Origin of the sequence: Micromonospora sp. WMMB235, assembly GCF_001855515.1 — a bacterium.
Classification (GTDB): Bacteria; Actinomycetota; Actinomycetes; order Mycobacteriales; family Micromonosporaceae; genus Micromonospora; species Micromonospora aurantiaca.
In genome coordinates, this window is sequence record NZ_MDRX01000001.1 from 1,394,891 (window position 1) to 1,410,807 (window position 15,917).

Sequence of the window (15,917 nt, forward strand, 5' to 3'; positions counted from 1 at the left end):
ACTTGGCGCCCCAGGGATGCCCGCTTTGCGAGGTTCGCCGGGCACCAAACTGCAAGATCGCGTGGGCGGGCGGGGTGGAGCTGTGAGGACCGGCGTCGAGGCTGACCTCGGACGGATCCGTCCGCGCCTCGGACGGGACCATCGGCACCCGGTCGGGTGGTTCGGTCCGCGGTGTCCGGTTCGCTGCGCTGAGCCTGGCGGGGCTGTGGTCGGTGCCACCGTGGGGGTGGAATCGGTGGCGGGCGCGAGGCGTTGTACATGGCTGACGGCCCAGGCACCAGGTCGAGCGCCGGGCACCGGCCCGCCAGGGGCGCCCGGATAGGTCAGGGAATCGGCCCGGCCCGGTCGTCGTTACATCCCCGGACGACGGGCACCCCGCCGTCCCCCGGAATGGCCGCCGGCCGGACGCCGTTACCTCCCCCAGGTCGTCGCCCCGGCCGAGAGCCACGGAATGACCCCGGCCCGCCGGTCGTTACATCCACCGGGCCGAACCGCGAGGCCACGCCGCCGGACAGGCCCTCTCGGGCCGTACCGCCCCGACCGGGTGAGCCACGGTCGGCGGGAATGACCCCGGTCCGCAGGTCGTTACATCCCCGAGCCGCGTAGAGCAGGCCCTCCGAGCCGCCCGCGTGCCAGCCCTCTCTCCACGGGCACCCCCAAGACTTTTCCCCCTCGCGGCATCCCCCCTTTGCCGCGTCATCCCCCACTTCAGGGAGGCAACCATCATGGCTACCACTCTGCTGCGCAAGACCGTTCTGACCGCTGCTGGTGTCGTCGCCACCGCTGGTGGCATCGCCGGCCCCGCCATCGCCGCCCATGCCGCCCCCACCACCGGCACCACGAGCGTGGTGGCCGACCGCAAGGGCCACGGCGAGCGGGAACTCGACGTGCGCTACGAGGCGCAGCCCAACTTCTACTTCTGCGGCCCCGCCGCCGCCCGTAACGCGCTGAGCGTGCAGGGCAAGAACATCGACGTGCACGCCATGGCCGAGGAGATGGGCACCACCGAGGCCGGCACCAACTCCATCAACGACATCACCCCGGTGCTGAACAAGGAGACCGGTAAGGACGTCTACAAGTCCACCGAGATCCCCGTGGACAAGGCCCGCGACCGCGACAAGGTCGACAAGCTGCGCGCCGACGTGGTCAAGACCGTCGACGACGGCCGTGCCGTGGTGGCCAACATCGCCGGCACCGCCACCGACACCGACGGCAACGCCCACTCCTTCGAGGGTGGCCACTACATCAGCGTGGTCGGCTACCGCGACGGCGGCAAGGTCGTGACGATCGCCGACTCGGCCAACCCGAACCAGGCCTCCTACCGGATGGACGTCGACGAGCTCGCCCGCTGGATCGCCAGCCGCGGCTACAGCTCCTGACCGAACGACCATGACGAAGGGCCCGACCCCCGCCAAGGGGTCGGGCCCTTTCGCGCGTATCCAACGGCTGCCTTCCGGTCACCTCGCCGTCACGCCGGTGTCGTCACCCGGACGGCTCGCTCCACCACGCTGGGTCGCGCCGGATCGTCCGGGCGACCGTGAAGGAGCAGCTGTGGCAGCCGAGGAGGCGACGCACCGCCCACCGACCACGCCCCGCCCAGCCGCGCCGAGCCGCCCCGACGTGAGCGTGGTCGTGCCTGTCTACAACACGCTGCGCTACCTGCGGTCCTGCCTCGACTCGGTGCTGCGGCAGACGATCGGGCCGGGCCGGATGGAGATCGTGGCGGTGGACGACGGGTCCACCGACGGCAGCGGCCGCCTGCTGGACCGGTACGCCGCGAGGCACCCCGGCACGGTGCGGGTGGTCCACCAGCCCAACTCCGGTGGCCCGGCGTCGCCCTGCAACCGGGGACTGGACCTGGCCACCGGCCGGTACGTCTTCTTCCTCGGCTCGGACGACCGGCTCGGTCCGGAGGCCCTTGAGCGTCTGATCGCCGCCGCCGACCGGTACGGCTCGGACGTGGTGCTCGGCAAGGTGGTCGGGGTCAACGGCCGGCACGTGTTCTCCGACGTGTTCGCCGACGGCAACGCGGTCGACGTGAGCCTGTTCGACTCGGCGCTGCCCTGGTCGCTGGCGAACACGAAGCTGTTCCGGCGCGACCTCGTGGACCGGCTCGGGCTGCGGTTCCCGGAGGACATGCCGGTGCTCAGCGACCAGCCGTTCACGCTCGCCGCCTGCTACCACGCCCGCCGGATCTCGGTGCTCGCCGACTACGACTACTACCACGCGGTGCGCCGGCTGGACGCCCGCAACATCACCTACCACAGCCGGGTCGAGCAGCGCCTGGTCAGCGTGGAGCGGCTGTTCGCGTACGTGGCCGACCTGATCCCCGCCGGGGAGCGCCGGGACGCGGTGCTGCGCCGTCACGCCGGGCTGGAACTGGCGAACCTCGTCGGCGACGACTTCCGGCACCTGGACCGGGCCGCGCAGGAGCGGGTGCACGCGACGGTCGCGCGGCTGGTGCGGCGGCACGTCACCGACGGTCTGCGGGACCGGCTCGACATCGAGGCCCGGCTGCGCCTGGGCGCGGTGACCGTGGGCGGAGTCGACGACCTGCTGGCGGTGATCGAGCAGGACAGCGGCCGGGGCGTGCCGGCGACGGTGTTCGCCGGTGACCGCTGGCACGCGGGCTATCCGGGCGCCCCGGCGCGGTGGACCGACGTCACCGACGTGCGCGCCGACTGGCTGGCGCGGCTGGACACCGTCGACGTGAACTGGGTCGACGGGCACACGTTGACGGTGACGACGCGCAGCCCGTACCCCCGGTTCGCCACGGAGGCCGGGCCGGTGCGGATGCTGGCCGGTCCGGTCGTGGGCGCCACCCGGATGGACGCCGGCGATCCGACCGGGCGCACGCTCCGCACGGACTTCGCACTCGACCGGCTCCTGGCGGCAAGCTCCGCCAGCGGGCAGCGCCATCCGGTCCGCGCCGAGGTGGACGGCGGTCACGGGCGCGGCGGGGCCGCGGTGCGCGCGCCCCGGCTCGCCGCCGGGCGGCCCCGGCTGCTGCGGCACGGCGCCCGGCTGTACGGGGTGGCGGCGACAGTCGACCCGCGCAACGGTCAGCTCGTGCTCTCCGTGGTGCCGGTGACGGTGGGTCAGCTCGTCGGGCGGCTGCGCCGACGCGGCGGGCGCGGTCCAGCCACGGCGCAGACGTCAGGGCACGGCGCGGAAACCCTGCTCGGCCGGCATGGGCACCTGGAGGTACGTGGTCCCGCGCAGGTCCAGCCAGGCCCGCTGCGGCGCGCGGACCAGCCGCACCATCACCCCGGTGCAGGCGGGGCAGCGCCCGACCAGGCCCGGGGCGTGCGAGTAGACGTGTAGCCCGGCCATCGGGCCGGTCGTCCCGCAGGTGTCGCAGCGGCCGGTGGTGGCGCTCAGGTCGACGGCGAACAACTCACGCAACGGCCCGTCGAGCATGTTGCCGTCCACGTAGGACAGGTCGGTCATACGCCCTCCTCGGGTCTCAGCCGGTCGGGCCGAACCGTTCGGTCCGCACGCGCCGGGTCGGGTGACCCAGCCCCACCAGCAGGTCGGCCACGGTCTCCACGAATCCGGTGGGGCCGCACACGTAGCACAGCGGCTCCAGGTCGGGCGGCCAGCCGTGGCTGTTCACGTCGGCCAGGCCGATCCGGTGCGGCTCGCCGCGCCAGCCCTCGGGCGCGGACCTGGTGTAGACGTACGCGACGTCGAGGCCCTGGTCGTCGCGCGCGCGGCGGCGCAGCTCGTCGGCGTAGATGACGTCGTCGGGGGTGCGCACCGAGTAGACGAGCCGGAACGGCGTGCGGCTGCCCGCGGCGCGGCGCGCGCGGATCATCGCCGTCAGCGGCACCACGCCGGATCCGCCGCCCACGAGCAGCACCGGCGCGGTGTCGTCGGTACGCCAGACGAACCAGCCGCCGACCGGGCCGCGTACCTCCAGCGGGTCGCCCTCGGCGTAGGTGTCGGTCAGGTACGGCGACACCTCGCCGTCGGGTACCCGCTGCACCGTCACCTCGATCCGCTCGCCGTCGGCGGGGCCGGCCAGCGAGTACGACCGGGCGGCCTGGTAGCCGTCCTCGGCGGTGAGGCGCAGGTCGACGTGCTGCCCGGGCAGGTGCCCGGGCCAGCCGGGCACGTCCAGCACCAGCGTCTGCGCGGTGGGCGTCTCGATCCGCCGCTCGACCAGCCGGGCGACCCGCCACATCAGCGGCGCGACGCGGCGGCCCTCGGCCTGGGCCGTCACCTCAGTCGCCCTGGTAGCGCTGCTCGCGCCACGGGTCGCCGTAGTCGTGGTAGCCGGCGGTCTCCCAGAAGCCGGGCCGGTCGTCGGGGAGCAGCCGGATGCCGTGCACCCACTTGGCCGACTTCCACAGGTACAGGTGCGGCACGAGCAGCCGCGCCGGTCCGCCGTGCTCGGCCGGCAGCGGCCCCCCGTCGTACGTGTGCACCACCCAGGCCCGCCCGCCGCGCAGGTCGTCCAGCGGCAGGTTGGTGGTGTAGCCGCCGTAGGAGTGCGCCAGCGCGTACCGGGCCTCGGTGTCGACGCCGTCGAGCAGCGTGTCCAGGGAGACGCCCTGCCAGGTGGTGCCGAGCTTGGACCAGCGGGTGACGCAGTGCAGGTCCACAGTCGGGGTGTCCTGCGGCAGGCCCATCATCTCGTCCCAGGACCAGCGGTACTCCGCGCCGGTCTCGCTGGTCAGCACGAACTCCCAGGTGTCCAGCGGCACGCGCGGCGTCGGGCCCGCGGAGAGCACCGGGAAGTCCTCGGTGAGGTACTGCCCCGGCGGCAGGTCGGGCGCGGACGTACGGGGCCGGCCCTGGAAGCCGGGCGAGACGATTCCCACTCGTCAGTCGTACCACCGCCGGTCCCGCCGGGGCAGGGGTTCCCACCGAGTCAGGCGGAACCTCCACCCTGCACCTCGTGCACGACGGTGCGCTTGCCGTCGCCGCTGTTGCGGGTGGCCCGCAGGCTGGTGATGGTCACGATCACCAGGACACCGATGATCACGCCGAGCGAGGCGAGCGTCGGGATCTCCGGCACGCCCTCCCAGATGCCGTGCGCCCAGTGCAGGCCGAGCTTGACGCCGATGAACGCCAGGATGGCGGCCAGGCCGTAGCTGAGGTGCACGAGGCGGCTCAGCGCGGCGTGCAGCACGAAGTAGAGCGCCCGCAGGCCCAGTAGCGCGAAGGCGTTGGTGGCGAAGACCAGGTACGGGTCCTCGGTGATGCCGTAGACGGCCGGCACCGAGTCGACGGCGAACACGATGTCCGTGGCCAGCACGGCGACCACGACGAGCGCGAACGGGGTGAGCGCCCGCCGGCCGCCCTGCCGGATCGTCATCCGGGTGCCGTGGTAGTCGTCGACCACCGGCATGATCTTGCGGAGCAGGCGTACCGACCGCATCTTGTTGATGTCGACCTCCTGCTCGTGCCCGGAGAGGGCGTCGCGCAGCAGCTTGACCGCGGTGGCGATCAGGATGAGCGCGAACAGCAGGAAGGCGAAGTCGAGCGTCTGAAGCGCGGCGGCGCCGAGCGCGATGAACACACCGCGCAGCACCAGGGCGCCCGCGATGCCGTAGAGCAGCACCCGCTGGGCGAGCACGGCGGGCACCGCGAACGCGGCCAGCAGCAGCATGAAGACGAACAGGTTGTCGACCGAGAGGGACTTCTCGACCAGGTAACCGGTGAGGTACTCGATGCCCTGCTGGCTGCCGTAGCGGGACCAGATCCAGGCGCCGAAGGCCAGCGGCAGGGCGATGTAGAAGGCCGACCAGCCCAGGGCCTCACGGATCGAGACCTCGTGCGGCTTTCTGGTGACCAGGAAGTCGAGCACCAGCAGGACGAGCACGCCGACGATCGTCACGACCCACAGCGTGGGCGTGCCTACAGACGACAACCCGGCCGCGGCCAGGGGCGACAATTCGGGCATGGAGCCTCCTCGAACACCGTGTCATGTTCGAGGTCTCCTTCACCCACGTTTTCGTGGGCAACCACCCGGGGCTCGCCTCGGCGGCTTGCCGTACTGACCGGAATGATTCGTGGGAAGTACTCCCCTCGCCTGCACAAGGCTAGGTCACCGCCGGACCGGACGCCAAGTCGGGACACGGTTGATTGCCCTGGTCAACCGCTGTGCGGTGGTGGAGGGCATGGCGCCAGGTCACCGGGCACCCTATGGTGACGCGGGTGACCAACCAGGGACCACTGACCGGCGTACGGGTGATCGAGCTGGCCGGGATCGGCCCCGGTCCGTTCGCGTCGATGATGCTGGCCGACCTCGGCGCCGACGTGGTGCGCGTCGACCGGCCCGGCGGCGGTGGGTTCGGCGCCTTCCCCGGCGACCTGCTGAACCGCAACCGCCGCTCGATCGCCGTCGACCTCAAGCAGCCCGAAGGGCGTGACCTGGTGCTCGACCTGGTCGCCGGCGCGGACGCGCTGGTGGAGGGCTTCCGGCCGGGGGTGACCGAACGACTCGGCCTCGGCCCGGACGACTGCCTCGCCGCCAACCCCAAGCTGGTGTACGGGCGGATGACCGGCTGGGGGCAGGACGGGCCGCTGGCGCAGCGCGCCGGGCACGACATCGACTACCTGGCCCTGACCGGTGCGCTGCACGGCGTGGGCCGGGCCGGGGAACGCCCGGTGCCGCCGATGAACCTGCTCGGCGACTACGGCGGCGGGGGCATGATGCTGGCGCTCGGCGTGGTCGCCGCGCTGTACGCGGTACGCGGCGGCGCACCCGGCCAGGTGGTCGACGCGGCCATCGTGGACGGCGTGTCGGTGCTGGCCACCCAGATCCACGCGCTGCGCGGCATCGGCCTGTGGCAGGACCCGCGCGGGGTGAACCTCCTCGACGGCGGCGCGCCCTTCTACGACACGTACGAGTGCGCCGACGGGCGGTACGTGGCGGTGGGCGCGCTGGAGCCGCAGTTCTACGCCGAACTGGTCCGGCTCACCGGCTTCCCGCCCGACGGCGGCGACGGCCCGCAGGACGCCGGCGCGGCGGCCGGCGGTGAGGCGTTGGACCGGGACGATCCGGCGAACTGGCCGGCGCTGCGGGCGGCCTGGGCGCGGCTGTTCCGCACCCGTACCCGGGACGAGTGGACGGAACTGCTGGCCGGCACGGACGCCTGCGTGGCGCCGGTGCTCGACTGGGCCGAGGCGCCGGAGCATCCGCACCTGCGGGCACGGGAGGTCTTCGTGGCGCCGGACGGCGTCACCCAGCCCGCTCCCGCACCGCGCTTCTCGGCCACCCCGACCTCTGTCCGGCGCCCGCCACCGTCGCCGGGCGAGCACACCGACGAGGTGCTCGCCGGTGCCGGGATCGACGCCGGCCGGATCGCCGCTCTGCGCACCGCAGGTGTGATCGGCTGACCGGCCGCCGGTTCAGCGGCGCGCGGCGGCCGGGGCGAGGGCCGGTTCCACCATGTCCCGGTAGTCGCGCGGAAACTGGACCACGACCTCCTGGAACTCCCCGCCGCGGATCGCCTCGCGCATCGTGACGAACACCGCGCGTACCGCGTCCCGGGCGGTGTTCTCGTCGCAGTCGGCCCGGCGGGCGACCCGGGCGACGAACTCCGCCGCGCCGAACCGTTCCGCGGCCTCGTCGCGCGGATACGGGCTGAGCAGCCCCTGGAGTGGCTTCGGCAGCTGCGCGGCCAGGTCCAGCACCTCGCCGCCGGTCAGCCGCTCGGCGAACGTCTCCAGTGTGGCCCCGGTGAGCGTGGCGGCCCGGTCCTCGCTGGTGCCGGTGAGCCGGGCGACCCGGCTCACGAAGGTCAGGTAGTGCATGCGTGGTACCCCCTTCGGTGCGCCCACCGCGGCTACCCGCGACGGCGCGCCGGAAACGGCGCCGGTCACCGGCGCGAGACGGGGGCGGGATTTCCGCGCTCGCGGGCTTGAGCGGCGGCGCGACGGGTAACCGCCGCCCGGTCATGACCCCGACTACTGCCACGAGGAGCCCGACCCATGGCGAGTTACACGGATGTCCTTGATTACCTGTCCGCGCTGGACTACCCGGCCGGCAAGGACGACGTCATCCGCGAGGCGGAACGGGAGGGCGCGCCGCCGGACGTGTTGCGGGCGCTGCGCGCTCTGCCCCCGGTGGACTACGCCAACGGCACCGAGGTGGCCCGGTCGGCCGGCATCGACGCGGCTCCCGAGGTGAGCCGGTCGCAGCGCGCGGCGCAGGCCCGGGACAACCACCCGCGCGTCTCGCAACACCTGCGCGGCATCTGAGTACGGCGTCGGGCCGGCGGGCGACACGGCCGCCGGCCTCTGCGCGTGCGGAAACAGGCCCGGCGTACGACTGTCGCGCGTGGGCGCTGCCCTGTGGCGGGTCGGCGTGCCCGGACAGGCGAGCGCCCCGGGTCACGAACCGCGACCTGGGGCGCCACGCAGCACCTGTCCTCCGCGGTTCACGCCCGAACCGGGTCGCGACCGCGCAGCGGTGAGATGTTCGCCCGAACCGGGCGGGCATCGCTGCCACGATCATCATACGACGCAACATCAGCCGAACGGGTGAGAATCGCGGAAGTGTGTCCGGGCGCACGTGTGCGCTCAGGCGGTCACCTCGGCGTACCGCCGCTCCAGGTCCACTCGCGCCAGCGCTCCGACCAGCCACGACAGTTGCTCCGACTCGCCGCTGCCGGTCAGTCCGGCGAGGTCGCGCGCGGTACGGCCCAGCCCGAGCCGGCGGGCCGCCGCGAGCGCACGCCGGTCGGCCACCGGCGCCGCCTCACGCCACAGCGCCTGCGCCTCGCGCAGGAACAGGTCGCACACCTCGTCGTCCACTCCGGGCAGCGCGGTCAGCAGCCGCCGTTCCTCGCCCGCATCCTGGTGCGCGGCGGTCCGCAGCCGGCGCAGGTCACCCCGGTACGCCTCGACGATCGTGCGGGCCAGGTCGCCGAGGGTGTCGGCGATCGCGGGCAGGTCACCGCGCAGCCCGGCGGCGCGCAGCACGCGTACCCGGTCCTCGTGGCGGGAGCGGGCCATCCGGGCCGCGGTGTCCCAGCCGGCGTCGCGCAGCGCGGTGGCCGCGTCGACGGACCGGTGGAAGTCGCCCCGGCGGGCCAGCAGAACGGCCAGGTACAGCACCTGGAACAACTGGGCCGGGTTGTTGGTGACCCGGAACCCGAAGCACTCGGCGAACCCGCGGCCGTCTCCGGCGAGCCGGCGGGCGAGCCGCTTCTTGTCCGCGACGTCGCGCGGGGCGGTGGTTGTCGGCATGCCGCCGACTACCCCGGCGACGGCGCGGCATTCGGGGTACGACGGTCAGCCGCGGACGTCACCGCCGCGATCACGGGCCTTGAGCCGGGTGGTGGGCAGCGCGGGCGCGGGCAGCGGCGGCGCCGCGTCGTCGGCGACCACGCCGAAGCGGCGGCCGGCCATCCAGTCCTCCCGGGCGGCCACCACCTCCTCGTGCGAGCGGCCGACGAAGTTCCACCACATCACCAGCGGCTCCTCGAACGGGGTGCCGCCGAGCAGCAGCAGCCGGGTGCCCGGCTCGGCGCGCAGCGTCAGCGCGTTCCGGCCGAGGCCCAGGTAGAGCAGCGCGCCGGGGGCCAGCGCCGTGCCGTCACACTCGGCGGCGCCGGACATGGCCAGCAGCCCGTACTCGAAGTCCGGGCGCAGCGGCAGCGTGGCCGGCGCCGGCCCGCGGACCTCGATCTGCGCGCCGACCAGCGGGGTGTGCACGACGGCGGGCGAGCGCTTCCCGCCGAGGTCGCCGACGAGCAGCGTGACGTCCAGGTCGCCGTCGCGGAAGCGGGGCAGGTCGGCGTGGTGGGCGAAGTCCGGGTCACCGGCGCGGGCCGGGTCGGGCAGCGCCACCCACAGCTGCACGCCGTGCATCAGCGGCGGGTGGACCAGCGGGGAACGCTCGGAGTGGGCGATGCCGCGCCCGGAGGTCATCACGTTGAGCTGGCCCGGTCGGATGGGCTGCACGTTGCCGAGGCTGTCGCGGTGCAGGATCTCCCCGTCGAGCAGCCAGGTGACGGTCTGCAGCCCGGTGTGCGGGTGCGGCGGCACCTCCATGCCGGGCCGGTCGGCCACGTCGTCGGGCCCGAAGTGGTCGACGAAGCACCAGGCGCCGACCATCCGGCGCTGCCGCTGCGGCAGCAGCCGGCGCACAGTGGTGTAGCGGCCGAGCGGGACGTCGTGGCCGGGCAGCAGCACGCTGCCCGGGTCGGTCGGGCCGACGCCCGGCGGGAGCGTCTGCGCGGGCAGGGATTCGGTGCGGTCCACCGCCCGACTGTACGCTCACTCCGCGGTGACGCTCACCGCGTTCGCACCCCCGACCAGGTCGAGGTAGAGCCGGTCGGCAGCCCGGTCCCAGCCCGGTGAGCTGACCAGGTCACCGGCGGCGATCCCGCCGCGACGCTGGTCGTACAGGGTCAGGGAGCCGGCGCCGGAGGCCACCCGCACCCGGGCCGGCGGCCCGCCGGGCACGGTGACCGTGAGTTCGCTGACCCCGCCGGTCATCCGGACGGTGAGCGAGCCGTCGAGCCGGGGCAGCAGCAGCCGGGTACGCGACGCGCCGCCGACCAGGTCGATCCCGGCGAGCCGGGCCTCGCCCAGGTCGAGCCGCTGCTCGCTAACGCCGCCGAGCAGCCGCAGCCGCCAGGCGACCCGGGAGTTGAGCACCACCTCGACGGCGGCCGGGCCGGGGCGGCCGTTCTCCTCGATCCGCAGCCGGACCCGGTCGCCCACGAGCTGCGGGCGGGGCGTCACACCCGAGCCGTCCGGCGCGCCGATCCGGTAGAGGTCGTCGCCGAGGTCGGCGGCCCGCAGCGTGAACCGGGTCAGCCCGTCGACCAGCTCGAACTGGGCGCGCTGCCGGTTGCCGCGGGGCGCGGCGAGCGTCTCGGCGCCGGCCACCTCGGCGGCGCCCGCCCCGCCGGAGCCGCCGCCGGGAGCGGGCGACGGCGGGGCGCCGCCGGAGAAGACCACGCCGAGACGGGCCGGGTTGGACAGCGTCACCGCCACGGCCACCGCGCCGAGTACCACCACCAGCACCGCCGCCGCCGCGAGCAGCCGGGCTCCGCCGGACCAGCGGGGCCTGGCCAGGCCGGGGTCGTCCTCGGATGCGGTCATGGTCGTCCCCTCTCGCCGGTCCCCATCGGGTCATACGTCTGCGTCGGCGTCTCGGTTCATTCCCACTCCGGTACGCGAGCGCACCTTGCCGGCGCACGCGGCCAGCACGGCGTGCGCGTCCAGACCGAGACTCTCGATCGCGACCAGCGCGGTGAACGCCACGTCGGCCAGCTCGGCGGCGACCTCCTCGCGGGTGTGCGTCACCCCCTTGCGCGGGTTCTGCCCGAGCAGGCCGATCCACGCCGCGGCGACCTCACCGGCCTCCTCGCCGATCTTGAGGATGCGACAGGTCAGTTCGGTGTCGCCGCGGCCGTTCGCGGCGTCGAGCCAGGCGCGCGCGTCCCGCGCCGTCGTCCAGATGGTGGCGTCCACGCGGACCAGTGAACCGCACCCCGCACACCGTTCGTATCCTGGGGCGACGCAGGCCGGAGGGCCTGCGTCCCAGGCGAGAGGAGGTGCCCGTGATGCCGGAGATCGTCGAGTCGGTGTTCGCCGGCGTGGTCGCCCGGAACCCGGGAGAGCCCGAGTTCCACCAGGCGGTCCGCGAGGTGCTGGAGAGCATCGGTCCGGCCCTGGCCCGGCATCCGGAGTACGCCGAGGTGGTCGAGCGCGTCTGCGAACCGGAGCGGCAGGTCATCTTCCGCGTGCCGTGGGAGGACGACCGGGGCCGGGTGCGGGTCAACCGCGGGTTCCGGGTGGAGTTCAACAGCGCGCTCGGCCCGTTCAAGGGCGGCCTGCGCTTCCACCCGTCGGTCTACCTGGGCATCGTGAAGTTCCTCGGGTTCGAGCAGATCTTCAAGAACGCGCTGACCGGGCTGTCCATCGGCGGCGGCAAGGGCGGCGCGGACTTCGACCCGAAGGGCCGCTCCGACCGCGAGGTGATGCGGTTCTGCCAGAGCTTCATGACCGAGCTGTACCGGCACATCGGCCCGCAGACCGACGTGCCCGCAGGTGACATCGGGGTGGGCGGCCGGGAGATCGGCTATCTGTTCGGGCAGTACAAGCGCATCACCAACCGGTACGACGCGGGCGTGCTCACCGGCAAGGGCCTGGCGTACGGGGGCGCGCAGGTGCGCCGGGAGGCGACCGGGTACGGGGCGGTGTTCTTCGCCGACGAGATGCTCCGCCAGGCCGGGGACAGCCTGGAGGGCAAGCGGGTGGTGGTGTCCGGTTCCGGCAACGTGGCCATCTACGCGATCGAGAAGGTGCACCAGCTCGGCGGCACTGTGGTGGCGTGCTCGGACTCCGGCGGCTACGTGGTCGACGAGAAGGGCATCGACCTGGCGTTGCTGCGCGAGTTGAAGGAGCAGCGCCGGGGACGGCTGGCCGAGTACGCGGAGCACGCGCGCAACGCGGTGGCGGTCGCGGACCGCAACGTGTGGGAGGTGCCCTGCGACCTGGCGCTGCCCTGCGCCACGCAGAACGAGATCGGCGGCGCGGAGGCGGCCGCGCTGGTAGCGGGCGGCTGCGTCGCGGTGGTGGAGGGGGCGAACATGCCCACCACGCCGGAGGCGGTGCGGATCCTCGGCCGGGCCGGGGTGCGGTTCGCCCCGGGTAAGGCCGCCAACGCCGGCGGGGTGGCGGTGAGCGGGCTGGAGATGCAGCAGAACGCCAGCCGCGACACGTGGACGTTCGGCGAGTCGGAGCAGCGGTTGCGCGAGATCATGCGGGACGTGCACGACAGGTGCTGGGCGACCGCTGAGGAGTTCGGCCTGCCCGGCGACTACGTGGCCGGGGCGAACATCCAGGGGTTCCGGCGGGTGGCCGAGGCGATGCTGGCGCACGGCCTGGTCTGAGCGGTCCGCGGGACGGACGCCGGCGGAGCGGTCGGTCAGCGATTGACAGCTCTCGACGCCCGGCCTAGGTTCAGGGCGCTACCGGCCGGTAGGCATCCGTCCCGCGTCGTCACCCCCGTCCCGGGGTGGCACCCGTCCCCCGGGGAGCAGCGATGCAGCCCTCACCCGTCCGTCGCCGGCTGCTCGCCGTCGGCGCGGCCCTCGCGCTGACGCTCGGCCTCACCGGCGCGGCCCCCGCCGCCGCCACCGGCCGCGACGACGGCAGCGGCCCGCTGCCCGGCTACACCATCGTCAACCCGCCGCTGCCGCCGCTCGTGGTCGGCGGGGCCGCCACCACCGTGCGGCAGGGCGTGCACGCCAACGCCGGGTACGTCATCGAGATCCCGGCGCGCTGGAACGGCGAGCTGGTGATGTGGGCGCACGGCTACCGCGGCCAGGGCACCGAGCTGTCGCCGGAGCCGCCCGGCTTCGACCTGCGGCAGCGCCTGGTGGCGCAGGGGTACGCGTGGGCGTCGTCGTCGTACGACCGCAACGGCTACGACGTGCGCTCCGGCGTTCGCGGCACCCGCGCCCTGGCCGACCTGTTCAGCCGTACCGTCCGGCGCCCGCACCGGGTACTGATCGCCGGCGTGTCGATGGGCGGTCACGTCATCGGCCGGTCGCTGGAGCAGTACCCGGGCTACTACGCCGGGGCGCTGCCGATGTGCGGGGTGCTCGGCGACCAGGAGCTGTTCGACTTCTTCCTGGACTACAACCTGGTCGCGCAGGCGCTGGCCGGGGTGCGCGCGTACCCGACGCCGCCCGACTACCTGACCTCGGCGGTGCCCAGGATCCAGGTCACGCTCGGCCTCGCCGGGCTGACCCCGGGCGGCGCGGACACCACCAATGCGCTGGGCAAGCAGCTACGCGCGGTCACCGTGGACCGTTCCGGCGGGCCGCGGCCGGGCGCCGACGCCGCGTTCGCGGTGTGGAAGGACTTCCTGTTCGGCATCGCCGTCGGCGAGGCGGACGGCTCCCCCGCCCGGCGGCCCGGCCAGCTCGCCACGAACCTGTTCACCAGGTACACGCCGAACCAGCCGGTGAACCTCAACGCCACGGTGCAGCGGGTCGCGCCGGAGAACCTGCGCCAGCGGCTCGCGCCCGGCCTGACCGAGGTGCCCCGGATCGCCGGGCGTCCCACCGTGCCGGTGCTGAGCCTGCACGGGCTCGGCGACCTGTTCGTGCCGTTGCGCATGGAGCAGGCGTACGCCCGGGACGTGGCCCGGCACGGCCGGTCCCGGCTGCTCGTGCAGCGGGCGGTGCGCACCGCGCAGCACTGCGAGTTCAGCCCGGCCGAGGCCGGCGCCGCCTGGGACGACCTGGTCCGCTGGGTCCGCACCGGCAAGCGGCCGGCCGGTGACGCGGTCACCGACCGGCGTGCGGTGGCGGCACCGGAATTCGGCTGCCGGTTCAGCGACCACGCCGCCCGGGCCGCCGGCGCCGGCACCCGCCCGCTCTACCCGCCGTGCTGACCCTGCCTCAGTCCTCCGCCCGGGAGTACCAGCCGCCCCGGTAGACGGTGCCCTGCGGGGTCGGCTGCGGCTCCGGCGGCGCCTCCGCCTCCTGCGGCACGTCCCCGGCGGTGCGGCGGGAGCGGCGGACCCGGCTGACCACGAACCAGCAGACACCGGCCACCACGGCCACGATGACGACCTTCTGGAACGTGCCCGCGTACGCCTCGACCACGTGCCACTGCTCGCCGAGCAGGTAACCGGCGAGCACGAACGTGGTGTTCCAGATCAGGCTGCCCAGCGCGGTGTAGAGCAGGAATACCGGAACCGGCATCCGTTCCACTCCGGCCGGGATGGAGATGAGACTGCGGAAGATCGGAATCATCCGGCCGAAGAACACCGCCTTGACGCCGTGGCGCAGGAACCACGCCTCGGTGCGGTCCACGTCCTCCAGCTTGATCAGCGGCAGCCGCGCGGCCAGGGCGCGCATCCGGTCCCGCCCGAGGGCCGCGCCGATGTAGTACAGCGCCAGCGCGCCCACGATCGACCCGAGCGTGGTCCAGAAGATGGCGCCGGCCAGGCTCATCCGGCCCTGGCTCGCGGTGAAGCCGGCCAGCGGAAGGATCACCTCGCTGGGGATGGGCGGGAACAGGTTCTCCAGGGCCACCGCGAGGCCGGCGCCCGGCCCACCGAGCCGTTCCATCAGGCCGGTGACCCAGCCGGCTACTCCGTCGCCGGACGGTTCCGCGGCCCGCGCGGTGCTCGCCCGGGGGACGGCGAGCAGCTGTGCGTTTCCGATCATCGGACCAACGTTACGGGGCGAAGCCGCGGACGACCACGCGTCATGGAAACCATTATCGTGTACGTCATGCGTACGCCGTTGCGGATCGCCGTCGCCCAGCCGCTGACCCGCTCCCACGACGTCGAGGGCAACGCCGCCCGGCACGCCGACGCGGTACGCGCCGCCGGGGCGCGCGTGGTGGTCTTCCCGGAGATGTCGCTGACCGGGTACGAGCTGACCGCCGCGCCGCTGGACCCGGCCGACCCGAGGCTCGCGCCTCTGCGGGCGGCCTGCGCCGAGACCGGCACGCTGGCGCTGGCCGGGGCGGCGGTGCCCGGCCCGCACATCGGGGTGCTCGTGATCGACGCGGAGGGCGTGCGGGTCGCGTACCGGAAGATGTTCCTGGGTGGCGCGGAGCCGCGGCACATGCGACCGGGCCGGGAGCCGGCGGTGCTCGATGTGGACGGCTGGCGGCTGGGGCTGGCGGTGTGCAAGGACACCGGCACGCCGGAGCACGCGGCGGCCACTGTGGCGCTCGGCGCGGACGCCTACCTGGCCGGGGTGCTCGAGTCGGCCGACGACGCGGCCGTGCCGGACGAACGCGCCCGCCGCGTCGCCGCCGAGCACGGCGTGTGGGTGGCGACGGCCAGTTTCGCCGGCTCGACCGGAGGCGGGTACGCGCGGGCCGCGGGTGGTTCCGGGATCTGGTCACCGGCGGGTGAGCCGGTGGTCCGCGCCGGCACCGGCGTCGGCGAGGTGGTGGCCGCCGATCTGCGGTGA

16 protein-coding genes and 1 pseudogene are annotated in these 15,917 nt (G+C 74.0%); 7 read left to right on the plus strand and 10 right to left on the minus strand.

The window, feature by feature from the left end; translation table 11 throughout:
* Positions 1 to 725 precede the first annotated feature (725 nt).
* Positions 726 to 1,379, plus strand: coding sequence for a C39 family peptidase (locus BFV98_RS06130; protein ID WP_013285977.1), 654 nt, complete (start codon positions 726 to 728; stop codon positions 1,377 to 1,379).
* Positions 1,380 to 1,551: 172 nt separating this feature from the next.
* Positions 1,552 to 3,324 carry a glycosyltransferase family 2 protein gene (locus tag BFV98_RS06135; protein ID WP_071095300.1) on the plus strand — a complete coding sequence of 591 codons (1,773 nt, stop codon included), beginning with the start codon at positions 1,552 to 1,554 and terminating at the stop codon, positions 3,322 to 3,324.
* Here the strand turns inward: BFV98_RS06135 and BFV98_RS32555 are convergent.
* The 4 genes and pseudogenes from BFV98_RS32555 to BFV98_RS06150 form a co-directional block, all read right to left on the minus strand.
* A pseudogene (locus BFV98_RS32555) lies at positions 3,250 to 3,450 on the minus strand (DUF6510 family protein); the annotation flags it as partial. The gene BFV98_RS06135 and the pseudogene BFV98_RS32555 sit on opposite strands and share 75 nt — an antisense overlap.
* Positions 3,451 to 3,466: 16 nt before the next feature.
* The gene (locus tag BFV98_RS06140) at positions 3,467 to 4,186 is read right to left on the minus strand and encodes a ferredoxin reductase (protein ID WP_176921748.1); all 720 of its coding nucleotides are present in this window, start codon (positions 4,184 to 4,186) and stop codon (positions 3,467 to 3,469) included.
* A gap of 40 nt (positions 4,187 to 4,226) precedes the next feature.
* The gene (locus tag BFV98_RS06145) at positions 4,227 to 4,826 is read right to left on the minus strand and encodes a sulfite oxidase-like oxidoreductase (RefSeq protein WP_071095303.1); all 600 of its coding nucleotides are present in this window, start codon (positions 4,824 to 4,826) and stop codon (positions 4,227 to 4,229) included.
* A 50-nt stretch (positions 4,827 to 4,876) separates the two neighbouring features.
* Positions 4,877 to 5,911 carry a TerC/Alx family metal homeostasis membrane protein gene (locus BFV98_RS06150; protein ID WP_013285973.1) on the minus strand — a complete coding sequence of 345 codons (1,035 nt, stop codon included), beginning with the start codon at positions 5,909 to 5,911 and terminating at the stop codon, positions 4,877 to 4,879.
* A gap of 242 nt (positions 5,912 to 6,153) precedes the next feature.
* Between BFV98_RS06150 and BFV98_RS06155 the strand changes: the two genes are divergently transcribed.
* The gene (locus tag BFV98_RS06155) at positions 6,154 to 7,350 is read left to right on the plus strand and encodes a CaiB/BaiF CoA-transferase family protein (protein WP_071095305.1); all 1,197 of its coding nucleotides are present in this window, start codon (positions 6,154 to 6,156) and stop codon (positions 7,348 to 7,350) included.
* Between the two features lie 12 nt (positions 7,351 to 7,362).
* Here the strand turns inward: BFV98_RS06155 and BFV98_RS06160 are convergent, their stop codons facing one another.
* Positions 7,363 to 7,767 carry a DUF2267 domain-containing protein gene (locus BFV98_RS06160; protein ID WP_013285971.1) on the minus strand — a complete coding sequence of 135 codons (405 nt, stop codon included), beginning with the start codon at positions 7,765 to 7,767 and terminating at the stop codon, positions 7,363 to 7,365.
* 177 nt (positions 7,768 to 7,944) lie between these two features.
* Between BFV98_RS06160 and BFV98_RS06165 the strand changes: the two genes are divergently transcribed.
* On the plus strand, positions 7,945 to 8,214 hold the full coding sequence (locus BFV98_RS06165; protein WP_013285970.1) for a DUF2795 domain-containing protein: 270 nt from the start codon (positions 7,945 to 7,947) through the stop codon (positions 8,212 to 8,214).
* Between the two features lie 321 nt (positions 8,215 to 8,535).
* On the opposite strand, the gene BFV98_RS06170 is transcribed toward BFV98_RS06165, so the two are convergent.
* From BFV98_RS06170 to BFV98_RS06185, 4 genes are read right to left on the minus strand one after another with little or no spacing between them, the layout of a single operon-like run.
* The gene (locus tag BFV98_RS06170; protein WP_071095307.1) at positions 8,536 to 9,204 is read right to left on the minus strand and encodes a hypothetical protein; all 669 of its coding nucleotides are present in this window, start codon (positions 9,202 to 9,204) and stop codon (positions 8,536 to 8,538) included.
* A 45-nt stretch (positions 9,205 to 9,249) separates the two neighbouring features.
* On the minus strand, positions 9,250 to 10,221 hold the full coding sequence (locus BFV98_RS06175) for a pirin family protein (protein WP_071095312.1): 972 nt from the start codon (positions 10,219 to 10,221) through the stop codon (positions 9,250 to 9,252).
* Between the two features lie 15 nt (positions 10,222 to 10,236).
* The gene (locus tag BFV98_RS06180; protein ID WP_071095314.1) at positions 10,237 to 11,070 is read right to left on the minus strand and encodes a hypothetical protein; all 834 of its coding nucleotides are present in this window, start codon (positions 11,068 to 11,070) and stop codon (positions 10,237 to 10,239) included.
* Positions 11,071 to 11,100: 30 nt separating this feature from the next.
* A complete protein-coding gene (locus BFV98_RS06185) occupies positions 11,101 to 11,442 on the minus strand; it encodes a MazG-like family protein (RefSeq protein ID WP_013285966.1) in 342 nt (113 codons plus the stop codon).
* Between the two features lie 92 nt (positions 11,443 to 11,534).
* Here BFV98_RS06185 and gdhA point away from each other — a divergent pair, with 92 nt between their 5' ends.
* A complete protein-coding gene (gdhA, locus tag BFV98_RS06190; protein WP_013477050.1) occupies positions 11,535 to 12,866 on the plus strand; it encodes an NADP-specific glutamate dehydrogenase in 1,332 nt (443 codons plus the stop codon).
* A 152-nt stretch (positions 12,867 to 13,018) separates the two neighbouring features.
* Entirely contained in the window at positions 13,019 to 14,377 is a 1,359-nt protein-coding gene (locus tag BFV98_RS06195; RefSeq protein ID WP_071095316.1) for a S9 family peptidase, read from the plus strand.
* 7 nt (positions 14,378 to 14,384) lie between these two features.
* On the opposite strand, the gene BFV98_RS06200 is transcribed toward BFV98_RS06195, so the two are convergent.
* On the minus strand, positions 14,385 to 15,158 hold the full coding sequence (locus tag BFV98_RS06200; RefSeq protein WP_013285963.1) for a DedA family protein: 774 nt from the start codon (positions 15,156 to 15,158) through the stop codon (positions 14,385 to 14,387).
* 66 nt (positions 15,159 to 15,224) lie between these two features.
* Here BFV98_RS06200 and BFV98_RS06205 point away from each other — a divergent pair, with 66 nt between their 5' ends.
* Positions 15,225 to 15,917 (plus strand): carbon-nitrogen hydrolase family protein, encoded by a 693-nt coding sequence (locus BFV98_RS06205; RefSeq protein WP_071098771.1) that lies wholly within the window; start codon positions 15,225 to 15,227, stop codon positions 15,915 to 15,917.